Raw genomic sequence first — 23,737 nt, forward strand, 5'->3', positions numbered from 1 at the left:
TCGTACCCGCTGAAGCGTCGCACAGGAGATCATGCATGCCGGACGGCAAGCGGAGGCAAAACAAGCTTGCACGAAAAGCGGAATCCGTCTCGATACGGTGCCGCGACGGCGTCGAACTTCATGGCCATTTCTGGCGTGGCGCCGACAATGGCGGCAATGGCAGCGTCATCATCAATCCGGCAACCGGCGTTGCGGCAAGCTATTACCACTATTATGCGCGTTTTCTCGCCGAGCATGGCTTCGACGTGCTGACCTATGACTATCGCGGCATCGGCCTCTCGCGCCCGGAACGCTTGCGTGGCTGCCGCTATCGCTGGCGGGACTGGGGCGAGCAGGACTTCGACGCGGCGCTGCTTTTCATGGAAGCTATGCGGTCCGGCCGCGAGCTTCTCGTTGTAGGACACAGCATCGGCGGTTTCCTGCCGGGTATTTCTGCCCATGCAGACCGCATCACGCGCATGCTGGCGGTCGGCGCACAATATGGCCACTGGCGGGACTATGCTCGAACGCATCGATGGCGGCTGTTCCTGAAATGGCACGTAGCCATGCCCGCAGCGACCCTGCTGTTCGGCTATTTTCCGGGACGGCGCTTCGGCTGGCTGGAGGATCTGCCGAAGGGTGTGGCACTCGACTGGGCGCTCCAGCGGACATGGATCGAACGTCATTCACCAGCGACAGAAGAGGCCGGCGCGGCGCGGACCTTTGAGAATTTTCATGCACCCATCCTCAGCGTCACTGCCTCGGACGACGAGATTGCGACTGTCCAAGCCATTCGCCGCGGTCTTTCCCATTATCGCAACGCCAAGGTGGAGGAAGTGCTGCTGACGCCCGATGAGCTCGGATTTCCGAGGATCGGGCATTTCGATCTTTTTCACGCGCGCCACGCCGCCGGTTTCTGGCTCGACACACTTCTCTGGCTGCGGAACGGGACCAATCCCTGGCCTGCAAAAAGGCCACCGGAACATCTCGTATTCGCGTAAAAACCGCTCTTTAACGTTTACGAGTTAGTAATCTCTCGGAAACGAGAGGTTTGTATCATGCGTACTCGTACCGTGCTTGCGGCTGTTGGGCTGGCCTTGCTTGCTGGTTGCGCGACCGCACCCCGCCAGACGAGAAATATCTGCGCCGTCTTCGACCAGAAGGATGGCCTCTTCACCAGCTGGCAGGGTGCTGCGGAGCGTGCAGAGAAGAAATACGGCGTGCCGGTGCCGATCCTGATGGCGACCATGTATGTCGAGTCCGGCTTCCAGCCCTATGCGCGGCCGCCGCGCACGAAACTCTTCGGCTTCATTCCCTGGACACGGCCTTCGACGGCCTACGGCTATTCGCAGGCGCTGAACGGGACCTGGGACCACTATCAGTCCGCCACCGGCAACTGGGCCGCGACGCGTACCAACTTCGCCGACGCGATCGATTTCATCGGCTGGTACCACTACAGCAACAGCCAGGCGACTGGCATTCCTGCGAACGACGCCTACAATCTCTACCTCGCCTATTATTCCGGCCCGACCGGCTACAAGCGCGGCGACTGGCGCAACAATGGACAGCTGCAGCAGACGGCAGGGAAATTCGCAAAGATGGCGGGGAGCTATCAGCAGCAGTTGCAGGAATGTAATTGAGCCCCTTCCCTTCTCCAGCGAGAAGGGAGTGCGTGTCAGCCGCGCAAATTGCCGTAGCGGACCGAGTAGATCCGGTCGCGGCCGAGCAGATGGGCAATCAGCGAAGCCTTGTCGAAAAGGCCCGTCATTGCCTTGTGGCCGAGATCCAGCCCACCGCTCATGACGCCGAAGGCGGGCATCAACAGACGGGCGCCATCGGTGGCGAAGCAGGGACGGCGAACGGATTTTTCACGGCGGCGGACCGTGGCCGCCGGGTGCAGATGGCCGGCGATCTCGCCTTGCTGCAGGCCGTCGCGCGGCTCATGGCGGAAGGTCAGGCCGGCATAATAAAGCTCGTCGGAGCAGGTACCCGGCAGGTTGATCGTGCCATCGGGATCGTGGTTGCCATTGATCCAGATCCATTCGCGGCCGCGGGCCATTTCGACGATCAGCGTGCGGAAGGCATCCGGCAGATGCTCGGAGCCGACACGGTCGTGGAAATTGTCGCCGAGCGAAATGACGAGCTTCGGATCGTAGCGGGAGATGACGGCGGCGAGCACGGTGAGTGTCGCCAGCGTATCATAGGGCGGCAGCATCATGCCGCGGCGGGCAAAGGCCGCGCCTTTTTCCAGATGCAGGTCGGAGACGACGAGAATGCCGGCGTCGGGCAGATAGAGCGCGCCCAGGGGATCGCAGACGGCGGCAACGCCGTGAACGGCGGTTTCGACGCCCGGTATTGCGGCAAGCCCGATCATGTCGCGCGCGAGCGCAAGGCGGTTCATCACGTCAGTCATTCCAGTTCTTACGCCATCGCCTCGGCGATCAAATCGTCGGCAGCTTCGGCAAGCAGTGCGTCATGAGCCTGGCCCGGCACCGATTCCCTGCCGATTTCCAGCATGACCGGCACCGCGAGCGGCGAAATATGGTCCAGCGCCCGATGGGTGATATGGCCCCTGATTCGCTTCAGCATATCGCCAAGGCGGGAAATATCCAAAAGTCCTGATCCCGCGTCCTCACGCGTTGCCTGCAGCAGGATGTGGTCGGGCTCGTGGGTTCTCAGCACATCGTAGATCAGGTCGGCCGAGACGGTGATCTGCCGGCCGGTCTTTTCCTTGCCCGGATGGCGCCGCTCGATCAATCCGGCAATCACGGCGCAATTACGGAAGGTGCGCTTCAATAGGAAGGATTCATTCAACCAGGATTCCAGATCGTCGCCCAGCATGTCCTCATCGAAGAGATCGGGAAGGCTGAGGCGGCCATTGGCTACCATCAGGCCGAGATCCTCCAGCCCCCAGATGCCGAGGGAATAATCCGTGGCGACGAAACCGAGAGGTTTTGCGCCTGCCCGATCCAGCCTGCGGGTGAGAAGCATGCCGAGCGTCTGGTGGGCGAGCCGCCCCTCGAACGGATAGATGACCATGTAACCGCGGCTGCCGCGCGGAAAGGTCTCAATCAGCAGCTCGTCATGCTTCGGCAGCATGGACTTTTCCTCCTGCAGGGAGAGCCAGTCGCGCACCTGATCCGGCAGGCGATGCCAGCGGTCCGGATCATCCAGCATCGAGCGGACCTGATCGGCGAGATAGGTCGAGAGCGGAAACTTGCCGCCGTTATAGGACGGGATTTTCGGATCGAAGGAATAGGCCGGACTGACCAGCGCCTCGCTCTCCCTGATACCCTCAAAACGCAGGACCTTGCCGGAGAAGATGAAGGTGTCGCCCGGCGCGAGCTGTTCGAGGAAATATTCCTCGACCTTGCCAAGCACGGCACCAGGGCGACCGAGCTTGCCGCCTTCGCCGCGTTTGGCCATGCGGATATTCAGCATCGGGGCCTCGACGATAGTGCCGAGGTTCAGGCGATATTGCTGCGCGACCTGCGGGTTGGAGACGCGCCAGCGACCTTCCTTCGTCTTGCGGATGCGGGCATAGCGTTCATATGTGCGCAGGGCATAACCGCCGGTCGCGACGAAATCGACGACGCGCTCGAAGGTTTCCCACGGAAGATCGGCATAGGGCGAGGCGCTGGTGATCTCGTCATAAAGCTCCAGCATATCGAAAGGTTCGGCGCAGGCCATGCCGAGCACGTGCTGGGCGAGCACATCGAGCCCGCCACGGCCGACCGGGGGCGTATCCTGCGCACCGATATAATTCGCATCGAGTGCGGCCTGGCATTCCATGACTTCGAAACGGTTGGCGGGAACGAGGATGGCCTTCGACGGCTCGTCCATGCGGTGGTTGGCACGACCGATGCGCTGGGCAAGACGGGAGGCACCTTTCGGCGCACCGACATGGATGACGAGATCAACATCGCCCCAGTCGATGCCGAGGTCGAGCGTTGAAGTAGCAACGACGGCGCGCAGCCGATTGGCGGCCATGGCCGCCTCGACCTTGCGGCGCTGGGCGACATCGAGTGAGCCGTGATGAAGGGCGATCGGCAGGTTTTCTTCGTTGACCGTCCAGAGCTCCTGAAAGAGCATTTCAGCCTGCGAGCGGGTGTTGACGAAGAGCAGCGTCGTCTGGTGGTCGATCAGTTGCCGATAGACATCGGGGATCGCGTATTTGGCGGAATGGCCGGCCCAGGGGATGCGCTCTTCGGTATCGAGGATGGAGATATTTGGCTTGGCGCCGCCTTCGACAAGCACGACGCCGGCGTGGTTTTCACTGTCCTCCTGCTGCGCCACCAGCCATTTCTGCAAATCCATCGGCTCGGCAACGGTGGCTGAAAGGCCAATGGTCTGCAGATCAGGTGCAAGCCTGCGCAAGCGGGCGAGGCCGAGCGAGAGCATATGGCCGCGCTTGGACGTGACCAACGAATGCAACTCGTCGAAAATGACGTATTTCAAGTCCTTGAAAAAGCGCTCGGCCTCGCGGTTTGCCAACAACAGGGCGACCTGTTCCGGCGTCGTCAGCAGGATATCAGGTGGATCGAGCTTCTGGCGCTGGCGCTTTGCGGCCGGGGTATCGCCGGTGCGGTTCTCGACCGAAATCGGCAGCCCCATCTCGGTGACGGGCTTCATGAGGTTGCGCTCAATATCGACGGCGAGCGCCTTCAGCGGCGAAACATAGAGTGTGTGAATGCCGGCGAATGCCGAGCCCGGCGGGATCTTGCCACGTCGCGTGAGGTCGGTCAGCGACGGCAGAAAGCCGGCCAATGTCTTGCCGGCGCCGGTCGGGGCAATCAGCAGCGTGCTCTCGCCGGCCTCGGCGCGAGCAAGGAGCTCGAGCTGGTGGGCTCGCGGGCGCCAGCCCTTTTCCGCAAACCAGCGGAGAAAGGGTGCGGGCAAGGCAAGGCTGGTTTCGGCATCGATCTGATCCACGGGGCAAATGTAGTTCAAATGCGGGCGAATAAAAGCGGTGTTGACTCCTCGGCATAATCATGGATAAATAATATCTACGATTAGAGGAGATCAGCTGTGAAGCTTGGTGACGGTGTCGAACAAAGCATTCATTGTGCGGCGGTACTATCAGGGCTTGCAGAAGGCAGCGTGCTATCGGCCGCGGCCCTCGCCGAATTCCACGGCGTGTCGACGAGCTATCTGCTGAAGCATCTGCAGGCGCTTTCGGGGGCCGGCATTCTGGTGACGGTTCCAGGGCCGAAAGGTGGTTACCGGCTGGCGAAGGCGGCAGAGGACATATCGCTGCTCGATATCGTGCTTGCGGTTGAAGGTCCGGCGCCGGCCTTCCGCTGTTCGGAGATCCGTCAGCGCGGGCCGAACCCGCTGCCGCAGCGCTATTTCACCAAGCCCTGCCAGGTTACGGCGGCAATGCTCAGGGCCGAGCGCGCCTATCGCGCGGAACTTGCGAACACCAGCATCGCCGACATCCTGACCGAACTTTCCGCAGACGATGACGGCGGCATCGCCGCCAGAGGCTGCGCCTTCATGGAAATCCACGAGAGAAAGACGGCTCGCTGAGCCACAAACCCAACCCAACCCAAGGAGAATACCCATGCAAACACGTTTCAACTTCGGCAAGGCCGCTCCCGATGCCTACAAGGCCGTTGTCGCCCTGGAACAGTACGTCCAGACCTCCGGCCTGGAGCGTCGATTCATCCACCTGATCAAGCTTCGCGCCTCGCAGATCAACGGCTGTGCCTACTGCGTCGACATGCATGTGAAGGAAGCACGTCACGACGGACTTTCCGAGCAGTGGATCAACTTGATGTGCGTATGGCGCGAATCGCCGGTTTACGACGCACGCGAGCGCGCCCTGCTCGGCTGGGTCGATGCGGTCACGAAGATTGCCGAGACCGGCGCACCGGATGCCGACTACGAGGCACTGAAGGCGCATTTTTCCGAAGAGGAAATGACCAAGATCACGGTGGCGATCGGCGCGATCAATATCTGGAACCGGCTGGCCGTCGGCTTCCGCAGCCAGCATCCGATCGATGCGTCACAGAAGGCAGCCTGATACTTTTTTGCTGATAAGGGGCTTTGTCCCGGTGACCGACCCGAGAGATCGGGTCGGTTGAATATTTCATCGTCTGTGGCGCGTATCGGACCTCACGGCAACGGCTTCAGGCAATCTGCCCGAGAGATCGATGCTGTTGAATATGTCGCGAACGACCTTGGCGATATGCTCTGCGGAAGAGCCTTTGGCGTATTCTTCCTGCATGCGGCGTCTGACAAGCTTTTCCAACTCTGACATAGCTCACCTCATCACATCCGGCGCGAGAGGAAGTGTCGCGCCGGGGCCGATCACAGGCAAGTTACGTTTTGTTTATAATGGCTTACCGATTTGTAAGGTTGAGTCTTTGCGGGTCGACAGGAAAACACTAGAGAGCGATGTAGCGATCGGCCCGGTGATTGATTGCCACGAACAGGTTGAGGACGACGGCGCCGAGCACGGAATAGAAGACGACCGGCGGCGTGGTGACGAAGAAGGCGGCGGCCAGCACGCACATATCGATGGCCAGTTGCACAAGGCCGGCGCGGATACCGAAACGCTCCTGCATATAGATGCCGAGAATGCCGACGCCGCCGAGGCTGGCGCGATGGCGATAGAGCGCAAGAAGGCCGAAACCCAGCAGCAGGCCGCCGAGAAGTGCTGCCCAGGCTGGGTGAATGGTGGCGATTTCCATGACCTTCGGCTGCAGACTGGTCAATGCGGAGGTGAGGCCGATCGCGATGAAGGTCTTGATCGTGAAAGCCATGCCGAGACGCTTCCAAGAGAGGTAAAAGAACGGCAGGTTGAGCAGGAAGAAAGCGAAGCCGAAGTTCACGCCGAAGGCATAATGCAGCAGGAAGGCAATGCCGGCGGTGCTGCCGGTGAGAAGACCGGCGCTGGCGAGGACGTAAAGTCCGAGCGCGGAGACGAGGCTGCCGGAGAAGACGCCCTGCACATCCTCCACCGGCGTGTGGCGCGTCGCCGTGGTGTTCCAGAACCCAAGGGCACTGATGAGCTGGCTCATGTCGCGATCTCCGATAGCGGCTGCTCCGGGCTGGCCGGAGGAAGAGGAAATGTCTGGATGGATGCGGCGCGTGCTGCGCCCCGGGGAGCGCGTCGCTTTCTCACTGAATAGCCCGAGTTATCAGGCCTTCTGAAGTTGCGCGCAAGCGAAATACGTAAGCAATGCTGACCTATTTCAAAATCGCAAGAAATATGCGCTCAGGCGGTCTTGCGCGTAAGGAACAGAATGCCGGAAACCGGCTTGCCGCCATCTTTGCGAATGACGGTTTTGACCGTCTCGAGGATTTCGAGCCGATGGGCCGAGGCAAGCGCTTCGACATAAGCTTGCGCATGCGCATAGCGCAGCGACGGCGCCAGATGAAAACCGTTTGCCTCGCCGCCATCCTCGACGGAAAAGGCGAAGTCGGCGCCGGGAGCCAAGAGCTCATCGAGGATCGCGAAGACGCTTTCCAGATTGCCGAGATACATCAGCACATCGGCGGCGGTTACGAGGTCGGCGCGGTGCCGCCCACCGTCAGCAAAAAGACCTGATGCTTCGGGCTCCAGCGACAGATCGGCCTGGGCGAGATGGTCGTAGACGTGCTTTTCGGCAGCCTTCGCCAGCATGTTTTGCGAGAGATCGAAGCCTTCGAGATGGGTGACATCAGCGCGGATTTCGGGGCCGAGCAGGCCCGTGCCGCAGCCGAGGTCGACAGCAAGCTGATACTGCCGACCGGTCGAGGCAACCAAAGCGGCAAGCTTCTGCGGCACGGAATAATCGAGCTTCTCCACCAGGGAGGTTTCGAAACGATCGGCATAGTCATCGAAGAGGCGCTCGACATAGCGGCTCGGCGGCTGCGCCGGTGTATCGGCATCGCCGAGCAAAGCGAGTTTCAAGCTTGCGCCAAAGATATCCTCTGGGTCGAGATCCAGCGTCCGGCGATAGGCTGCGACGGCAGCATCCGCCCTGCCCGCCTTTTCGCTGTAGGTGGCTAGACGATACCAGCCGGCAGCCCAGGACGGTACCAGTTCCAGCGCCTGCTCCATCAGCTCGGCCGCCGCGTCCGGTTCGCCGCCCTCGTCGAGCATCTTCGCATAGTCGGCGCGGCGATCGGCGATGACGTCGCCGGAGGAAAGCTGGCTTGGCTGCATGATCGGACCCTTTGGCTGGCGGCATTTGGCGGCGGCCACAAAAAAACTCAAGTCCTATTTCAGAGGCGGTGCTGTCTTAGAGGAAAAGGCTTGCAGGCGAATCGCCGCAACCGTATCTCAAGACAAACAGGAGATGGCGCATGTCCGATCAGGTGAACAGGTTCCTCGGCGATTCCATTGGCCGCACGATCATCAAGCTTCTGGTGGTGTCGCTGATCGTCGGCTTCGTCATGGCCATCTTCGGGCTGACACCCTGGGAACTCATCTACAACTTCCGTGATTTCGTGATCCATCTATGGCGACAGGGCTTCTCTGCGCTTGGCCGCGTCGGCGACTATCTGCTTCTCGGCGCCACCATCGTCATCCCGATCTTCATCATCATCCGTCTTTTCAGCTATCGCAAATAACATGAGCTCAATCATCCTTTCGCGCCGCAGCCTGCTGCAGCTTTCCGGCCTCGCACTGGCAGCCGGCATCGCCGGCTGCACGACGACACCCAAGCTTGCAAGCACGCCCTCCAATGCCTCCGACGAGACCGCCTCGGCGCTGCCGCTCGTCAACCAGCTTCGGGCCAGGAACGGCCTGCCGCCGCTCAGCGTCGATCCGCATGCGAGCACGGCCGCGATCTTCCAGGCCAAGCGCATGGCAAGTGCGGGCAAGATGAAGCATCTGATGGGCATGACCGACAGTTTCGGCGCCCGCGTGAAGGCAAGCGGCGTCAACCTGCCGGCCGCCGAAAACATCGCTTCGGGCCAGCAGAGCGTCGATGCGGTCGTCACCGCCTGGATCAATTCTCCCCACCATCTGGAAAATATGCTGGGGCGCTATAGTGGTATCGGCGTCGCCGTTGCACATAATGCGTCTTCCAGGAACCTGCCCTATTGGGCCATGGTGCTTTCCAACTGAGGCGATTCCGCCTCTCTCCCCACGAGGCGGATATGGATACCGGCAGAAGCAGAAACACATTGGCATTCGACGTGACGCACCGGCTGGTGCTGGCGATCGCTATTCCGATGACGCTCGGCTTCATGACCACGCCGCTGCTTGGCATCACCAATACAGCCGTCGTCGGCCATATGGGCGACCCGGAAGCGCTGGCAGGCCTTGCGATTGGCGCCATGCTGTTCGACCTCATCATGGGAAGCTTCAATTTCCTGCGCGCTTCCACGACGGGACTGACTGCGCAGGCGCTCGGGCGGCGCGACGCGCATGAGCAGCAAGCGGTTTTCTGGCGGGCGATCGTCTCGGCGCTGGGCTGTGGTCTTGCGCTTCTCGTCCTGTCACCGCTGCTGATTGTTGTCGGGCTGAAGCTGATGGGGGCAGAAGGTAGGATCGCGGAGGCGACCAGCACCTATTTCTCCATCCGCATTCTCGCCGCGCCGGCAACCCTTGCCAACTACGCACTCCTCGGCTTCGTGCTCGGCCGCGGACAGGGCCGAACCGGGCTTCTGCTGCAGGCGCTGATCAACGGCATCAACATCCTGCTTTCCATCTACCTCGGCCTATCGCTCGACTGGGGCGTTTCGGGCGTCGCCTGGGGCACGATGGCGGGTGAAACGGCGGGCGCGCTTGCCGGTCTTTTCATCGTGCTACGCGGTTTCAATGGGGCGGACCGGCCAGGCCGGACGGAAATCTTTTCGAGAAACAGGCTGGCCGAGCTTTTTGCGCTGAACCGCGACATCCTGATCCGCACTTTCGTGCTGATCGGCTCCTTCGCGATCATGACCCGCATCGGCACGAGCTTCGGCGCTATTACATTGGCAGCCAATGCGGTGCTGATGAACTTCTTCCTGCTGTCGGGCTATTATCTCGACGGTCTCGCCAATGCTGCCGAGCAGATCACCGGCCGGGCGATCGGCGCGCAATACCGACCGGCCTTCGACCGCGGACTGAAGCTCACGATCTTCTGGTCCTTCGGACTGGCGGCGATCATTTCCGGCTTTTTCTATTTTGCCGGTCCTTATCTCATTTCCGTGCTGACCAGTTCCCCGGAGGTGCAGGCGGCGGCCGAGACTTATCTGCCCTGGGCAGCGGTGACGGGACTGACGGGTGCGCTCGCCTTCCTGATGGACGGTGTCTTCATCGGCGCAACATGGTCCGTGGACATGCGCAACCGGATGCTGATGTCCTTTGCGGGCTATCTCGCCATGCTCGCCATCTTCGTGCCGATGTTCGGCAATCACGGCCTGTGGCTGGCGATGAACGCTTTCCTGCTGCTTCGTGGTTTCTTCCTGGCGGTGCTGGTCAAGCCGCGGGCCGCTCAGACTTTCCGCGCGGCCCAGTAATCGACACGGCTGTCCCTGAGATCCCGGATCGAAGCCGCCTTTTCACGGTCGAGCAGTTTCGACAGGTCGCGCACGATCGTGCCCGGAAGGCCCGGGCCTTCATAGATCATGCAGGAATAGAGCTGCACGAGATCCGCCCCCGCCCTGATTTTTTCCAGCGCAGTTTCAGCCGAAGATACGCCGCCGACACCGATGATCGGCAGGGCCGGGCCGACGCGCTTGCGCATTCTCGCAAGCACCGCCGTCGACTTCTCGAACAGCGGCGCGCCGGAGAGGCCGCCAGCCTCCCTGGCCTGTCGCTGATCCTTCAGCCCGTCCCGGGAGAGGGTCGTATTGGAAACGATCAGACCGTCCAGCGCATGCGAGAGGGCCTCGGCGGCGATGTCGTCCATGCCTTCCTCGGTAAGATCGGGGGCGATCTTCAGGAAGACGGGAATTTTGCGGCCGGCCTTCTCAGCCTCATCGTCGCGAGCAGCCAAGACAGAAGACAGAAGGGCGGCGAGGCTTTCGCGCGCCTGCAGGTCACGCAGGCCCGGCGTGTTGGGCGAGGAAATATTGGCGGTGAAATAGCGAGCGACCGAATAGAAGCGGCGGATGCCGGCGACATAATCGGCGATGCGATCCTCGCTATCCTTGTTGGCGCCGATATTGACGCCAACGATGCCCGTATGGCCGATCTTCGAGAGCCGCTGGAAGGCCGCTTCATGGCCTTCATTGTTGAAGCCGAGGCGGTTGATCACCGCGTCATCCTCCACCAGGCGGAAGATGCGCGGGCGGGGATTGCCTGACTGCGGCTTCGGCGTGACCGTGCCGATCTCGGTAAAGCCGAAGCCGAGCTTCAGCAATGCTTCCGGCACTTCGGCATTCTTGTCATAACCCGCGGCCATGCCGAGCGGATTGGGGAAGTCGATATTGGCAACGGTCTGGTGCAGGCGCGGGTCCGACGCGATACGGCAGGCGGGCACCACGCCAGCTTTGAGCGCCGCAATCGACATGCCATGCGCTGTTTCGGGATCGAAGAGGAAGAGGCCACGGCGGGCAATGCGCTTGAAAGGATCGATCACGGGGCGAGCTCCGGAAAAATGTGGAGGCCGGCATCATCGAGCGACAAGGCCGCTTCCCAGAGCACGGCCGAGAGCGGTAGATCGGCATAGAGATGCGGGAAGAGCGCACCGCCGCGCGAGGCTTCGAAGACCAATTTGTCACCGAAGCTACGGCCATCGACGGCAACGAGCAGGAGGCCCGTCTGGCCGGCAAAATAGAGGGCTGCCGTCTGCTTGACCTGCTCCGAAGTCGAGAAATGGATGAAGCCATCCTTCTGATCGATGCCGGCGCCATGAAAAATGCCGGTTTGTCTGGCTTCCTGCCAGAGCGCCTCCGGCACGATCTTGTAAAGGGTCGGTGTCGCGGTCATGATGATCCCAGTGGCTGGCCTTTGTGAGGACGGCTTTGCCTCAAAGAGGCGGCGATGTCCACGCCTGCGGACTCAAAAACGGGCTGGTACCACGCTTTGCGGAGGATGAGACGATGAAGGCATTTGCAATTACGCTTGCCGCCGGTCTTCTGCCGCTTGCGGCTTTTGCCGCGGAGCCCGATGCGACGCGCTTCCAGCTTGAACGCAGCGGCGACCATTTCGTGCGCCTCGACCGGCAGACGGGCGCGATGTCGCTCTGCACCGAAAAGGACGGGGCGCTCGTCTGCCGTATGGCGGCCGATGAACGCGCCGCCTACGAGGATGAACTCGACCGGCTTTCCGACCGTGTCAGTGCCCTGGAGAAGAATACAGCCGGGCGGCCCGCCCTGCCGACAGATGCGGAAGTGGACCGCTCGATCGGCATCATGGAGCGGATGATGCGCAGTTTCATGGGTATAGTGCGGGAATTCCGGGCCGAAGACGAGGCCAATCCTCTTCCGCAGCGGAGTTGATCCGGTTATATTCGTATAAGTGGAGAGTCATGTTCGTGCGGGGAGCCGGACGGAACTGGCGGGATCGAGCTCTTGGGAGGGAGTTTTCGATGCAGGAACAGACCATCATCATTGCCGACGACCATCCGCTGTTTCGCGACGCGCTGCGGCAGGCGGTGATCGGCATGGAAGGCCGGCAGGCAATCGTCGAGGCCGGGGATTTTGCCGCGGCAAGGACGGCTGCGACGGCACATCCGGATGCGGACCTGATGCTGCTCGATCTTGCGATGCCAGGGGTGAGCGGTTTTTCCGGCCTGATGGCGCTGCGCTCCGAATTCGTCAGCCTGCCGATCGTCATCATCTCGGCCACCGATGACACCACGACAATCCGCCGGGCGCTGGAGCTCGGCGCTTCCGGTTTCATTTCCAAATCCTCAGGTATCGAGGATATCCGCCGTGGCATCCAGACGGTGCTGGCGGGTGATATCGCCACGCCGGAGAGCTATCGCGACGGACAGGAACAGGATCCCGATGTCGCCGACCTCATCCATCGCCTGCACACGCTGACACCGCAACAGAGCCGGGTGCTGACCATGCTTGGCGAAGGGCTGCTCAACAAGCAGATCGCCTATGAACTCGGGGTTTCCGAGGCGACGATCAAGGCGCATGTCTCGGCGATCCTCTTAAAGCTCAACGTCGACAGCCGCACGCAGGCGGTGATCCAGCTCGGCAAGATCAACATGGCGATGGTCGCCTAAAACCTGATGCGCAGATTTAAAGAGTCAGGGCGTCCCTTGTGCGTCCGAATGGACGCATGGCACTCTCACGAGACAGGATTTTATTCCTCATTTTCACTTTACTCGGGGAGATGCCTCGGCTAATCTGCCGGTGATAGAAAGCGGCCGGACGGACCGCGGGACCGGACGCATATGCTGTCACACGACCAGATCTGGGGAGCGATCGACGGGCTTGCCGAACGGCATGACCTGACGCCGTCGGGTCTTGCGCGGCGGGCAGGGCTCGATCCGACCTCCTTCAACAAATCCAAGCGACTTTCGGCGGACGGACGCCTGCGCTGGCCATCGACTGAATCCATCGCCAAGGTGCTGGAGGCGACGGGGGCGAGCATGGAGCAATTCATGGGCTTCATGCGGCCGGCGGGGGCAGCGGCCGCCAACCTGCCGGACGGTATTTTTGCGTCGCAGGGAAACTCCATTCCCCTGCTCGGCTTTGCGCAGGCAGGTGCCGGCGGCTTTTTCGACGATGGCGGCTTTCCGGCAGGCCAGGGCTGGGACGTGGTGGAATTTCCGGCAGGCCCCTCGCAGAAGGCGGGGGTCTATGCGCTGGAAGTGCAGGGCGAGAGCATGATGCCGCTCTATCGCGACGGCGATGTGCTGATCGTGGAGCCCGGTGCGCAGGTGCGCCGCAACGACCGCGTCGTCGTCAAGACGCGCGAGGGCGAGGTCATGGCCAAGGTGCTGCTGCGCCAGAGCCCGCGTTCCATCGAACTGCTGTCGCTCAACCCCGAACATCCCAACCGGACGATCGAGCTTTCCGACGTCGAATGGATCGCCCGGATCATATGGGCCAGCCAATAGGAAAATAATCCATGCGCCCTGCAGCCTTCATCACAGGTATCGCGGGGATGGCGATGGTGGTCGGCCTGCTGCTGGCAGGGCAAGCGCGGCTCGATGGCGGCGATGGATCGGTATCTGACACGGATGCCAGCGGCGCGGTCACAAAACTGCCAGATGCGAATGCCGATATGGCAAAACCGCCTGCAACGCTTACGGATGAAGATGCAGCGCTGATTGCCCGGGCAACGGAGCCTGCAGCATCAGAGCCGGCAGGGGCCACCTCCCCGCCTCCCTCCGAAGATGCAACAGCGGATGAAACGGCGCAGAATGCTCCGGTAGCGACCGAGACGCCGTCGGCCACGCCCGAGGGAAAAGACAGCGTGGAGCTGTTGCGGCCGACGGTGGAGAATGCCGGTGTCCTCTCCTTCGGCAAACGCAGGCTGCAGATTGTCGGCGTCATTGCGACGCCCGCGGACAAGAGCTGCGGATCGGAGGGAAAGGAATGGCCGTGCGGCATGATGGCAAAGACGGCGCTGCGGCTTTTCCTGCGCAACCGCACGATCGATTGCGACCTGCCTTCCGATGCATGGCAGGATATGGCGAGGACTGCCTGCCGGCTGGGACAGCAGGATATCGGCACGTGGCTGGTGGAAAACGGCTGGGCTGAGGCGCAACCGGGTTCGCCGCTTGCCGCTGCCGGCCAAAAGGCAAAACAAGCGAAGAAAGGCATCCACGGCGAGGATCCGCGCCGCAGGCCGGCGGCAGCGCCCCGGCCTGAACCGGCCAATCCCTTGTAATGGCGACTGCCAATTCCTAATCTCCGCTCATCGAAGAGGGAATCAGACATGAACAAGCCGCTTTCAGCCCACGACGCCCTGATCTATGTGATGGTCATGGCATCTGCCGTCGACAGCACCATGAACGATCGGGAAATGGAAAGGATCGGCCAGCTCATCGGCTTCCTGCCGGTATTCCGCGATTTCGACGACGACAATCTGATTTCCGTCGCCCGCGACTGCGCCTCGCTGCTGGCCGGCCCGGAAGGGCTGGATGTGGTTCTGGAGACGGTGCGCGACACGCTGCCCGCCCGGCTCTACGACACGGCCTATGCGCTGGCAGTCGAAGTCGCCGCCGCCGACCTTTCCGTGAAAGCTGAAGAATTGCGGCTACTCAGCCTGCTGCGCGACCGTCTCAGCCTCGACAAGCTGACCTGTGCCGCCATCGAGCGCAGCGCGATCGCCCGCTTCCGCAAGGGGTAAACCTCTCTGCTTTTTTAACGCATTTCCGGAGGCAAACCGCTGCACAGTTTTTGCTGGAATTGCTTTTTTCACCGCAATTCCGGACGCAAAACCGCTGCACACTTTTGCTGGAATTGCTCTAATACAGCCCGTAAGGGAAATAGCGCAGATAGATTTCCTCCAGGCGGCCATTGCGCGAGAGCGTTGCCAGCGCGTGGTCGATCGCCGCCGTCAGCACGCTGTCGTTCTGGCGCAGCATGATCGTCATGCCCTCGCCCAGGAAATGCTCTGATGTGTAGGGTCCGTCGAACAGGGAACAGCACTTGTCCGAAGCGGGCGAAGCGACCCAGAAGGAAAGCTGCAGCGCATCGGCAAAGGCAGCATCGACCTTGCGTTCCTTCAAGGCTGTCAGCAGTGCCTCCTTGTTGTCGAAGGGCTGCGCCTTGATGGCGGGGAAGAAGGCCGCCAGCATGGCCTCATGCACGGTGCCCTTGACGACGCCGACCGGATGGCCTGCGAGGCCGGCAGCCGTCGTTCCGGTCACGGAGACGGCCGTGTTGCGGACGAAGCGGGCCGGCAGCATCAGATAGGGGCGGGAGAAGAGGAACTCGCGGCGCAGCTCGGGCGTGACGGCAAGTCCGGCGATGACGGCATCACCCTGCGAGCCGGCGAGCGCCTTCTGCAGGTCGGCAAAGGGCAGCGCCTGAATCTGGCACTTGTCGGCAATCTCCAGTTCGCCGCAGATCTCGCGGGCGAGATCGACGTTGAAGCCGGAGAGCTTGCCGTTCTGGTCGCTGAAATTGAAGGGCGGGAAGTCCACCGAAGTCAGGAAGCGCAGGCGCACGAGCGAGGAAAGGTCGGGCTTTGCCAGGCGTTCACGGGAATCGAACAGCAGCGGCACGGATGGTCCTGCCTGCTGCGCAAAAACGGAAAAAGCCGAAAGCAGTGCAACCGAAAACAGGCAAAGGATAAAAATCCCTCTTGGAGCCGGAAACGCCGGTTTAGATTGCACCATATGACCTGCCTCAAGTTAAGCGCCGCGCCTGCCGCCCGGCAGAGATGTAACAGAATCATACCCATCGGGGAATATGGCCCGGCAGGTAGCAAACTGCGCTTCGGTGGAATCAGAACGACGCGTCGGCCTTCAAAGCACGGTCTTTCGTGGAGTTCGACGCCATGCCAGCCACACAAAAATTCGCAAAAATTGCATTTTTGAACGCTTAAGCACAAATAATAACCACGCCTCTGGAATTTACGGGCACTCCCCGAGCCCGTTAGCGCGGAATTAAGCAATATCCCGTCTTATTTGTCGCGACGACATCGACCTCGCCGGCCGATCGCATGATGCGCATGTCGAACCTCTCAAGGTATCCCCCGCCAGCGCAATACCGAAGAATCGTTCTACAACAAATGATTTCAAAAGCACCGGGTTCGCAACACACCCGGCTAATCGGGTGACATTTCCATGCTGAAACATCTGAAAATCCGCACAAAAATCATCTCGGTCGTGGCGCTCCTGGGGCTGATCACGATGGCCGGAATGATCTATGTCATCTCCGAGTTCCGCCGAGCGGACGCGGCCTACAGCGCCTTCATCGACCATGAGGCGCTGGCCTCGATGCAGAGCGCGCGCGCCAGCGCATCGGTCGTCGCCTCGGTGCTGCAGGTCAGTCTGCTGGCCGAAATGAAGCCCGATACGCCGGCATTCCAATCAGCGCTCGCGACACCGAGCAAGTTGCCGCAGGCACGCGACCGCATGACGCAGGCGCTGGCGCTTGTGCCCAGCCGCAAGGCGGCGGTCGATGAAATCCAGGCCGGCATCGATGAAATCGAAGCTCTGGCGAACAAGATCGTCGAGCAGAGCAAGGCCAAGGACAGCGCCGGCGCGCTGGCGAATGTCGCCCTGATCAATGCCAAGCTCAACGCGCTGACGCCGAAGATGATCGCCAACAACGATGCGATGATGGCGATGCTCAACGACGGCGGCGACGCGCTTTCGGCTTCCGTCAACGACAGTATCAACCTCTGTTTCGCGCTGATCGGCCTTGCCGTCGTCGGCGCCGTCGGTCTCAGCGTCGTCGTCGCCCAGATCGGTATCACCACCCCCATGGCGAAGCTGCGTGACCGCATGACGCAGCTTGCCGCAGGCGATACCGGCAGCGAGATCAGCGGTCTCGACCGCGGCGACGAAGTCGGCCAGATGGCGAAGGCCGTCTCGATCTTCCGCGACAACGCGGTCGAGCGTATTGCCCTCGAAGCACGCGCTGAAGCCGACCGCAGCGTCAGCGACAACGAGCGCCGCGATCGCGAGGCGCAGATTACCCGCGAGGCATCCGAACTCGAACGCGCCGTCTCAGCACTCGGCGATGGCCTGCGCCGCCTTGCCGCCGGCGACCTGGCCTCGAATATCAACGAACCCTTCGTCGCGCATCTCGATGCGCTGCGCCAGGACTTCAACAACTCGGTCGAGAAGCTCAACGAGACCATGCACACGGTCGGCTCCAATGCCCGGGCGATCGGCGCCGGCGCCAACGAGATCCGTTCGTCTGCCGACGAGCTTTCGAAGCGCACCGAGCAGCAGGCCGCTTCCGTCGAAGAAACGGCAGCAGCCCTCGAAGAGATCACCATAACGGTGAAGGACGCGGCAAAGCGTGCAGAAGAGGCAAGCCAGCTCGTCGCCCGCACCCGCCTTGGTGCCGAGAAGTCCGGCGACATCGTCCGCAAGGCGGTCGCTGCCATGCATCAGATCGAGCAGTCCTCCGTCGAGATCGGCAATATTATCGGCGTCATCGACGATATCGCCTTCCAGACGAACCTGCTGGCGCTGAACGCCGGTGTCGAAGCCGCGCGTGCCGGTGAAGCCGGCAAGGGCTTTGCGGTCGTCGCACAGGAAGTCCGAGAACTCGCCCAGCGCTCTGCAAACGCCGCCAAGGAAATCAAGGCACTGATCAACACATCCGGCACGCATGTGCAGACCGGCGTCTCACTGGTCGGCGAAACGGGCAAGGCGCTCGATGCGATCGTCCACGAGGTGCAGGAAATCAACCAGCACGTCCATGCGATCGCCGAAGCTGCCCGCGAGCAGTCGACCGGCCTGCAGGAGATCAATACCGCCGTCAACACCATGGACCAGAGCACGCAGCAGAATGCGGCGATGGTCGAGGAATCCACCGCGGCAAGCCACGGCCTTGCAACGGAAGCGACGGCACTCAACAACCTGCTCGGCCAGTTCCGCCTGACCGGCACCGGCGGATTCGTTGCAAGCGCGCCGATCCCGACCGCGCCGCGCGCCGCCGCACGACCGGCCGCGAGAACCCCGGTGCGTGTTGCCGAAAGCACGGCACGCCCGAAGGCTTCGCCGGCCCGCGCCCTCGGCCAGAAGATCGCCAACGCCTTCGGCAAGAATAGCGCGGCCGCCCCTTCCAGCAGCCAGGAGGCCGACTGGACGGAATTCTGAGCTGAAAACCTGCTTGAATGTGAATGGGCGGCTTCGGCCGCCCATTTTCGTTTCAGGCCTTTTCAGGCTTGTGGGCGCCAGCCGACCTCGACGAGCACGTTGCCGGGCGCCGTGCAATAGAACAGCCAGCCACCGCGGATGGCAGCGGGTGGTCCGGAAACGGCAGCACCATCCGCCGCCAGGCGAAGATGGAGATGATCGACATCCGATCTTTCAGCGAGGATAAAGCCGATATGATAGGTCTGCCGTTGCAGCTCGACCTGATCGGCACCGCCGAATTTCGGCAACGGACGACTGAGAACGATCTCTGTGCCCTGCTCGTCGTAGAGGATCGCCCGCCCGATCCGTTCGTTCATCTCCCGCAATTCCAGACTGAAATAACGCAGGAAGAAATCGGCCGCAGCGGCGATATCGGGCACGTAGAAATCAAGATGGTTCAAACGCATGACTGTCTCCTTCGAAAATGAAATCCCGGAGGAGTGCGTTTTTAACGCTCCGCATGCCGCCGGGACCCCGCATTCGCATGCGGGCCACGTCGCGGGTTCTCGTGTGAAACACGGAGCAGAGCTTCCGATGATGGAAGGGACCGGGCTTACCTCATCCGATCCTGCCTTTTTCGACATTGCCGCTCTAGCAGATCGCGCCACGAGCGGCAATCAGATCGGTCGAGCAGATCAGTCGAGCGACTTCGGAAAAGCAGTAGACCATGGTCGCAACGCCCTTCTCGAAGGGTTGAAGACGTGTGCGCCGTTTGTATCGTGAGCTTTTCGCAATTTGCGGTACAATGACACCGTGCTGCGGAAAGAAAGGCTTCCAATATGAAACTGATCGCACTTGGCCTCATCGGCGCGCTGGCGCTCGCCGGCTGCACGACCGTCGAATATACGGGTCCCGGCATCGAGCCCATTCCCGGCAGCATCACCTATAACGGCCAGCCGCGCACGAAACTGACAAAGTCGCCTGTCGGCTCGACCTTCCCGCACGATTTCATCGACCAGTACGGCCGGCAGGTCGAGGAGACCTATATCATCCGTCCGGACCGCACGTTGGCGATCGCGCATCGCCGATACAGGCCGATCAACATTTTCGGAAGAGATTGAAAGGGGAAGCTGGAGCGGGTGAAGGGAATCGAACCCTCGTATTCAGCTTGGGAAGCTGCTGCTCTACCATTGAGCTACACCCGCCTGATGACTTGAGACTTCCAACAGATGGCCGCCGCTGTCAAGTCGCGGCATCACCGCAGATCAGATGCGGAAATGTTTCGAAAGCTTAAGGCCCTGGGCCTGGTAGTTGGAGCCGAGGCCTGAGCCATAGAGGCTCGCCGGTTGCTCCTGCATGTGTTCGTAAATCAGGCGGCCGACGATCTGGCCGTCTTCGAGGATGAAGGGCACTTCGTGGCTGCGCACTTCCAGCACCGCGCGGCTGCCGCGCCCGCCGGCCGGCGCATGGCCGAAGCCCGGATCGAAGAAGCCGGCATAATGGACGCGGAATTCGCCGACGAGCGGGTCGAAGGGCGTCATTTCCGCCGCGTAATGCGGGGGGACGTGAACGGCCTCACGCGAGACGAGAATGTAGAACTCATCAGGATCGAGGATCAGTTCGTTGCGGCCTCGGCTGTAGAGCGGCTCCCAGAAATCGAAGATATCGTGCTGGGCCTTCTTGTCGACATCGACGACGGCCGTGTGGTGTTTGCCGCGGTAACCGATCAGGCTCTCCTCGTCGCCCGCCAGATCGATCGACAGTGCAATGCCGCCGCCGGATACGTTCGGTTGCTTGGCAGCCACCAGCGTTTCCGTTTCGTGCAGCTTCAGGAGCTCCGGTTCGCTGAGCACAGCATGACCCACACGGAAACGGATCTGCGACAGGCGCGAACCGCGGCGCACGACGATCGGGAAAGTACGCGGGCTGATTTCGAGATAGAGCGGACCGGAATAGCCTGATGGGATCTTGTCGAATTCCTGCGCGTAATCGGTGATGACGCGGGTAAAGATATCGAGACGGCCGGTCGAGCTCTTGGGATTGGCAGAGGCAGACATATCGGCTGGCAGATCGAGACGCTCCATCAGCGGTACGATGTAGACGCAGCCGGTTTCCAGCACCGCGCCTTCGCCGAGATCAATGACATGCAGGCTCAGCCGATCGAGCTTGTCTGCGACAAGGTGAGAAGGGCCGGGCATGAAGCTGGCGCGCACCCGGAAAGCCTTGGCGCCCAGCCGCAGATCCAGGCTCGCAGGCTGGATCTGATCACGATCAAGCTCCCGTTCGCTTTGAAGACGCCCCGTTTCAAACAGCGCGGAAATCGCGCGGTCGGCCAGAATTCCAGTTTCGCGAGCCATCATGCTCCATCCATAATTTGCCGCCGACAAAACCAAAGTCGGGGAATTGACGCAAGCGCAGAACGGCAGTATTGCAATTTTATCCCGTGGTGATTTGGCCGGTCGGCTTGCAGCCACGTTAAATAAGTGGCTAAAAAGACCGGGTTGAAAACCGGTCTGCTTTTGCGGCCGGTTTTTTTGTTGTTTGAAAGTGGTGATGGCATGAGCAAGACCTGGCGCCCGGCAACCCAACTCGTCCACGGCGGAACGCTCCGCTCCCAGTATGGCGAGACATCCGAGGCAATCTATCTCACGCAGGGTTTCGTCTACGATACGTCGGAAGCAGCCGAGGCGCGCTTCAAGGGCGAGACCGAAGGTTTCATCTACGCGCGCTACGGCAGCCCCACCAATGACATGTTCGAAAAGCGCATGTGCATGCTGGAAGGCGCGGAAGATGCCCGCGCTACGGCTTCCGGCATGGCCGCCGTCACCGCCGCCATTCTCTGCCAGTTGAAGGCCGGCGACCACATCGTCGCCGCCCGCGCCCTCTTCGGTTCCTGCCGCTGGGTGGTCGAGACCCTGGCGCCGAAATATGGCATCGACTGCACGCTGGTCGATGGCCGCTACCTGGAGAACTGGGAAAAGGCCATCACGCCGAAGACCAAGGTGTTCTTCCTGGAAAGCCCGACCAATCCGACGCTGGAAGTGGTCGATATTGCCGGTGTCTCCAAGCTCGCCAACCAGATCGGCGCCAAGGTCGTCGTCGACAACGTCTTTGCGACGCCGCTCTTCCAGAAGCCGCTGGAACTCGGCGCCCATATCGTCGTCTATTCCGCGACCAAGCATATCGACGGCCAGGGCCGCTGCCTCGGCGGCGTGGTGCTTTCCGACAAGGAATGGATCGACGAGAACCTGCACGACTATTTCCGTCATACCGGCCCGGCCATGTCGCCCTTCAATGCCTGGACGCTGCTGAAAGGCATCGAGACGCTGCCGCTGCGCGTCAAGCAGCAGACGCAGAATGCGGCAAAGATCGCCGATTTCCTGGCCGAACAGGGCAAGGTCGCCAAGGTCATCTATCCCGGCCGCAAGGACCATCCGCAGGCCGATATCATCGCCAAGCAGATGACCGGCGGCTCGACACTGGTCTGCTTCGAGCTGAAGGGTGGCAAGGAAGCGGCATTCGCGCTGCAGAACGCGCTCGATATCGTCAAGATCTCCAACAATCTCGGCGATTCCAAGAGCCTGATCACCCATCCGGCGACGACGACGCACAAGAACCTGACGGACGAGGCCCGCGCCGAACTCGGCATTTCGCCGGGCACGGTGCGCTTCTCGGCCGGCATCGAAGACACCGACGATCTCATCGAGGATTTCGCCCGCGCACTGGAAACGGTTTCGGCCTGACCCGTCGATTCAAGGGATAGAGCGTTCCTTTGTGCGTCCGAAAGGACGCAGGGCGCTCCTGGCACGGCCGCGGAATACCACCGTGGCCGTGGCATTTGCCTTGAAATTAACACTGAGAGTTAGGCTTAATGAACAAAAGGCGGCCCGACCGAGGGCGGCGGGGCCACGTTCACTGTTCCGTTTCTTGACGCATGAGGACTGTTATAAGATACGGGTAACGTATATTGACTAAGGTGTAAGGCATGTATCGCGCCCTCACACGAGACATCGAAGTGGTTGTCGAACCGTTCTATCTGGAGGAGCAATCCGATCCGGACGACGATCGCTATGTCTGGGGTTATCGCGTCGTCATCGCCAACAACTCCGGCATAGCTGTACGTCTCGTCAACCGCTACTGGAATATTACCGACCAGAACGGGCAGATCGACGAGGTCAGCGGCCCCGGCGTCGTTGGCGAGCAGCCGCGTCTGCAACCTGGCGATACCTATGAATATTCATCGGGCTGTCCGCTGGATACGCCATCCGGCCTGATGTTCGGCCATTACCAGATGGAGACGGACGAAGGCGAGCTGTTCGATGTCGACATCCCCGCCTTCTCGCTCGATTCACCCGGCCTGCTCAGGGTGCTCAACTGATGCGTAACTTCGAACCGAGTGCTCGCGGATGTGCGGCAATGCTGAAGTCTTCAATCGGCAATTTCTATTAAAGCTCAAACGGATCCGATGCGGTCTGAGCATCCGGCTTTGCCTCAAACGGATCTTTTGATTGCGGCTGTGCCGGCTGTTGGGCCACTGCAGCGTTGACAGCCTTTTGACAGACGAGCATCTCATCGGTCGCTTTGACGGAGTTTTTTAGACTGAGGGCAACTATCCGCTTGCCGTTAAAATCGACACGAAAACTCAACTTGCGAGCGAACTCGCCAATCAAGCCAGTATCCTTAAAATTAATCCACAATGCCTTAGTGCCGTCAAGATCTACGGCGCTTGCGTCGGCAGTCCATTTGGAGCGGTCCAGGTAGAATTCGATCGGATATTGCTTGCCTTCTTCCAATGATTTCCAATTTGCATTGGCCATCAGGATATAAAAGGGATTATCCTTTTCGATGAAATTGAAGCCGACACGAAAAACTGTACCGTCTTCAAAGGAAGTCATGACAAAGCAGGCGTTGCCCAAACTTTTGTCGACAGCCACACTCCAGCCACCAACTTCTTTCCACAGAACAGTCTTGTCGTCGGCAAAGCTAATTCGCGGCACTGCAGCTAAGAGCGCAAGTACCAAACACAAAAACTTCATTGGCACCCACCCCGCTTCCATAGCCTGAACCAATGAAACACAATAGGCACACAGTGACTACCAAAAGTCGAGTCACTGCGCTGCGCTATCGCTTAGTTCTATTGCTCGCCTGTTCTTATACTCAGG

At 60.9% G+C, this 23,737-nt stretch carries 28 protein-coding genes, 1 tRNA gene and 1 riboswitch; of the genes, 17 read left to right on the top strand and 12 right to left on the bottom strand.

Features of this window, described 5'->3' with window-relative positions:
* Positions 1 to 35: 35 nt before the first annotated feature.
* Together AC1DUP_RS07425 and AC1DUP_RS07430 are read left to right on the top strand one after the other, a co-directional pair.
* A complete protein-coding gene (locus AC1DUP_RS07425) occupies positions 36 to 980 on the top strand; it encodes an alpha/beta hydrolase family protein (RefSeq protein WP_477832313.1) in 945 nt (314 codons plus the stop codon).
* A 57-nt stretch (positions 981 to 1,037) separates the two neighbouring features.
* Positions 1,038 to 1,619, top strand: a complete 582-nt coding sequence (locus AC1DUP_RS07430) for a transglycosylase SLT domain-containing protein (protein WP_115035732.1) — start codon at positions 1,038 to 1,040, stop codon at positions 1,617 to 1,619.
* A 35-nt stretch (positions 1,620 to 1,654) separates the two neighbouring features.
* Here AC1DUP_RS07430 and pdeM read toward each other — a convergent pair whose 3' ends face one another.
* A complete protein-coding gene (pdeM, locus tag AC1DUP_RS07435) occupies positions 1,655 to 2,392 on the bottom strand; it encodes a ligase-associated DNA damage response endonuclease PdeM (RefSeq protein WP_477832314.1) in 738 nt (245 codons plus the stop codon).
* 8 nt (positions 2,393 to 2,400) lie between these two features.
* Positions 2,401 to 4,911: a ligase-associated DNA damage response DEXH box helicase gene (locus AC1DUP_RS07440; RefSeq protein WP_477832315.1), complete on the bottom strand. Its 2,511-nt coding sequence runs from the start codon at positions 4,909 to 4,911 to the stop codon at positions 2,401 to 2,403.
* A gap of 96 nt (positions 4,912 to 5,007) precedes the next feature.
* Here AC1DUP_RS07440 and AC1DUP_RS07445 point away from each other — a divergent pair, with 96 nt between their 5' ends.
* Complete coding sequence (locus tag AC1DUP_RS07445; protein WP_113298479.1) at positions 5,008 to 5,508, top strand: RrF2 family transcriptional regulator; 501 nt, start codon at positions 5,008 to 5,010, stop codon at positions 5,506 to 5,508.
* Positions 5,509 to 5,542: 34 nt separating this feature from the next.
* A complete protein-coding gene (locus AC1DUP_RS07450) occupies positions 5,543 to 6,004 on the top strand; it encodes a carboxymuconolactone decarboxylase family protein (protein ID WP_113298478.1) in 462 nt (153 codons plus the stop codon).
* Between the two features lie 66 nt (positions 6,005 to 6,070).
* On the opposite strand, the gene AC1DUP_RS07455 is transcribed toward AC1DUP_RS07450, so the two are convergent.
* From AC1DUP_RS07455 to AC1DUP_RS07465, 3 genes are all read right to left on the bottom strand, one after another.
* Positions 6,071 to 6,241 (bottom strand): hypothetical protein, encoded by a 171-nt coding sequence (locus tag AC1DUP_RS07455; RefSeq protein WP_162747144.1) that lies wholly within the window; start codon positions 6,239 to 6,241, stop codon positions 6,071 to 6,073.
* A gap of 127 nt (positions 6,242 to 6,368) precedes the next feature.
* On the bottom strand, positions 6,369 to 7,004 hold the full coding sequence (locus AC1DUP_RS07460) for a YitT family protein (RefSeq protein WP_477832316.1): 636 nt from the start codon (positions 7,002 to 7,004) through the stop codon (positions 6,369 to 6,371).
* Between the two features lie 197 nt (positions 7,005 to 7,201).
* Entirely contained in the window at positions 7,202 to 8,134 is a 933-nt protein-coding gene (locus AC1DUP_RS07465; protein ID WP_477832564.1) for a class I SAM-dependent DNA methyltransferase, read from the bottom strand.
* Positions 8,135 to 8,274: 140 nt separating this feature from the next.
* Here AC1DUP_RS07465 and AC1DUP_RS07470 point away from each other — a divergent pair, with 140 nt between their 5' ends.
* From AC1DUP_RS07470 to AC1DUP_RS07480, 3 genes are read left to right on the top strand one after another with little or no spacing between them, the layout of a single operon-like run.
* Complete coding sequence (locus tag AC1DUP_RS07470; RefSeq protein WP_113298476.1) at positions 8,275 to 8,541, top strand: DUF6460 domain-containing protein; 267 nt, start codon at positions 8,275 to 8,277, stop codon at positions 8,539 to 8,541.
* A gap of 1 nt (position 8,542) precedes the next feature.
* Positions 8,543 to 9,040 carry a CAP domain-containing protein gene (locus tag AC1DUP_RS07475; protein WP_477832317.1) on the top strand — a complete coding sequence of 166 codons (498 nt, stop codon included), beginning with the start codon at positions 8,543 to 8,545 and terminating at the stop codon, positions 9,038 to 9,040.
* A 32-nt stretch (positions 9,041 to 9,072) separates the two neighbouring features.
* Positions 9,073 to 10,419: an MATE family efflux transporter gene (locus tag AC1DUP_RS07480; protein WP_477832318.1), complete on the top strand. Its 1,347-nt coding sequence runs from the start codon at positions 9,073 to 9,075 to the stop codon at positions 10,417 to 10,419.
* Here AC1DUP_RS07480 and AC1DUP_RS07485 read toward each other — a convergent pair.
* Both AC1DUP_RS07485 and AC1DUP_RS07490 read right to left on the bottom strand, forming a co-directional pair.
* The gene (locus AC1DUP_RS07485; protein WP_113506964.1) at positions 10,395 to 11,483 is read right to left on the bottom strand and encodes a quinone-dependent dihydroorotate dehydrogenase; all 1,089 of its coding nucleotides are present in this window, start codon (positions 11,481 to 11,483) and stop codon (positions 10,395 to 10,397) included. The two genes, AC1DUP_RS07480 and AC1DUP_RS07485, sit on opposite strands and share 25 nt — an antisense overlap.
* Complete coding sequence (locus AC1DUP_RS07490) at positions 11,480 to 11,833, bottom strand: DUF952 domain-containing protein (RefSeq protein ID WP_113298472.1); 354 nt, start codon at positions 11,831 to 11,833, stop codon at positions 11,480 to 11,482. The genes AC1DUP_RS07485 and AC1DUP_RS07490 overlap by 4 nt, the downstream gene beginning before the upstream one ends.
* Positions 11,834 to 11,946: 113 nt before the next feature.
* On the opposite strand from AC1DUP_RS07490, the gene AC1DUP_RS07495 reads away from it, so the two are divergent.
* The 5 genes from AC1DUP_RS07495 (at position 11,947) to AC1DUP_RS07515 (ending at position 15,160) form a co-directional block, all read left to right on the top strand.
* Positions 11,947 to 12,345 (top strand): hypothetical protein, encoded by a 399-nt coding sequence (locus tag AC1DUP_RS07495; protein WP_113298471.1) that lies wholly within the window; start codon positions 11,947 to 11,949, stop codon positions 12,343 to 12,345.
* A gap of 89 nt (positions 12,346 to 12,434) precedes the next feature.
* Positions 12,435 to 13,082 (top strand): response regulator transcription factor, encoded by a 648-nt coding sequence (locus tag AC1DUP_RS07500; protein ID WP_113306987.1) that lies wholly within the window; start codon positions 12,435 to 12,437, stop codon positions 13,080 to 13,082.
* A gap of 171 nt (positions 13,083 to 13,253) precedes the next feature.
* Positions 13,254 to 13,922: a S24 family peptidase gene (locus AC1DUP_RS07505; RefSeq protein ID WP_113298469.1), complete on the top strand. Its 669-nt coding sequence runs from the start codon at positions 13,254 to 13,256 to the stop codon at positions 13,920 to 13,922.
* A gap of 11 nt (positions 13,923 to 13,933) precedes the next feature.
* Entirely contained in the window at positions 13,934 to 14,698 is a 765-nt protein-coding gene (locus tag AC1DUP_RS07510; protein ID WP_477832319.1) for a thermonuclease family protein, read from the top strand.
* A 48-nt stretch (positions 14,699 to 14,746) separates the two neighbouring features.
* Positions 14,747 to 15,160, top strand: coding sequence for a tellurite resistance TerB family protein (locus AC1DUP_RS07515; protein ID WP_113298467.1), 414 nt, complete (start codon positions 14,747 to 14,749; stop codon positions 15,158 to 15,160).
* Between the two features lie 118 nt (positions 15,161 to 15,278).
* Here the strand turns inward: AC1DUP_RS07515 and AC1DUP_RS07520 are convergent, their stop codons facing one another.
* On the bottom strand, positions 15,279 to 16,154 hold the full coding sequence (locus AC1DUP_RS07520) for a transporter substrate-binding domain-containing protein (RefSeq protein WP_113306989.1): 876 nt from the start codon (positions 16,152 to 16,154) through the stop codon (positions 15,279 to 15,281).
* A gap of 450 nt (positions 16,155 to 16,604) precedes the next feature.
* On the opposite strand from AC1DUP_RS07520, the gene AC1DUP_RS07525 reads away from it, so the two are divergent.
* Positions 16,605 to 18,596 carry a methyl-accepting chemotaxis protein gene (locus AC1DUP_RS07525; RefSeq protein ID WP_477832320.1) on the top strand — a complete coding sequence of 664 codons (1,992 nt, stop codon included), beginning with the start codon at positions 16,605 to 16,607 and terminating at the stop codon, positions 18,594 to 18,596.
* A 62-nt stretch (positions 18,597 to 18,658) separates the two neighbouring features.
* Here the strand turns inward: AC1DUP_RS07525 and AC1DUP_RS07530 are convergent, their stop codons facing one another.
* Positions 18,659 to 19,042, bottom strand: a complete 384-nt coding sequence (locus AC1DUP_RS07530) for a VOC family protein (protein WP_477832321.1) — start codon at positions 19,040 to 19,042, stop codon at positions 18,659 to 18,661.
* Between AC1DUP_RS07530 and AC1DUP_RS07535 the strand changes: the two genes are divergently transcribed.
* The gene (locus tag AC1DUP_RS07535) at positions 19,041 to 19,358 is read left to right on the top strand and encodes a hypothetical protein (RefSeq protein WP_477832322.1); all 318 of its coding nucleotides are present in this window, start codon (positions 19,041 to 19,043) and stop codon (positions 19,356 to 19,358) included. The genes AC1DUP_RS07530 and AC1DUP_RS07535 overlap by 2 nt on opposite strands.
* 56 nt (positions 19,359 to 19,414) lie before the next feature.
* Positions 19,415 to 19,696, top strand: coding sequence for a hypothetical protein (locus AC1DUP_RS07540; RefSeq protein WP_113306993.1), 282 nt, complete (start codon positions 19,415 to 19,417; stop codon positions 19,694 to 19,696).
* A 10-nt stretch (positions 19,697 to 19,706) separates the two neighbouring features.
* Here AC1DUP_RS07540 and AC1DUP_RS07545 read toward each other — a convergent pair.
* Positions 19,707 to 19,780, bottom strand: a tRNA-Gly gene (locus AC1DUP_RS07545).
* A 60-nt stretch (positions 19,781 to 19,840) separates the two neighbouring features.
* Entirely contained in the window at positions 19,841 to 20,935 is a 1,095-nt protein-coding gene (locus AC1DUP_RS07550; RefSeq protein WP_477832323.1) for a 2'-deoxycytidine 5'-triphosphate deaminase, read from the bottom strand.
* A 73-nt stretch (positions 20,936 to 21,008) separates the two neighbouring features.
* Positions 21,009 to 21,087, top strand: a riboswitch (SAM riboswitch).
* Between the two features lie 46 nt (positions 21,088 to 21,133).
* Here AC1DUP_RS07550 and AC1DUP_RS07555 point away from each other — a divergent pair.
* Complete coding sequence (locus AC1DUP_RS07555) at positions 21,134 to 22,318, top strand: O-succinylhomoserine sulfhydrylase (protein WP_477832324.1); 1,185 nt, start codon at positions 21,134 to 21,136, stop codon at positions 22,316 to 22,318.
* 242 nt (positions 22,319 to 22,560) lie between these two features.
* Positions 22,561 to 22,953 carry a Co2+/Mg2+ efflux protein ApaG gene (gene apaG, locus AC1DUP_RS07560; RefSeq protein WP_113298460.1) on the top strand — a complete coding sequence of 131 codons (393 nt, stop codon included), beginning with the start codon at positions 22,561 to 22,563 and terminating at the stop codon, positions 22,951 to 22,953.
* 67 nt (positions 22,954 to 23,020) lie between these two features.
* Here apaG and AC1DUP_RS07565 read toward each other — a convergent pair whose 3' ends face one another.
* The gene (locus AC1DUP_RS07565) at positions 23,021 to 23,611 is read right to left on the bottom strand and encodes a hypothetical protein (RefSeq protein ID WP_477832565.1); all 591 of its coding nucleotides are present in this window, start codon (positions 23,609 to 23,611) and stop codon (positions 23,021 to 23,023) included.
* Positions 23,612 to 23,737 lie beyond the last annotated feature (126 nt).

The sequence above is a fragment of the Rhizobium sp. 01L419 genome (genome assembly GCF_056400025.1).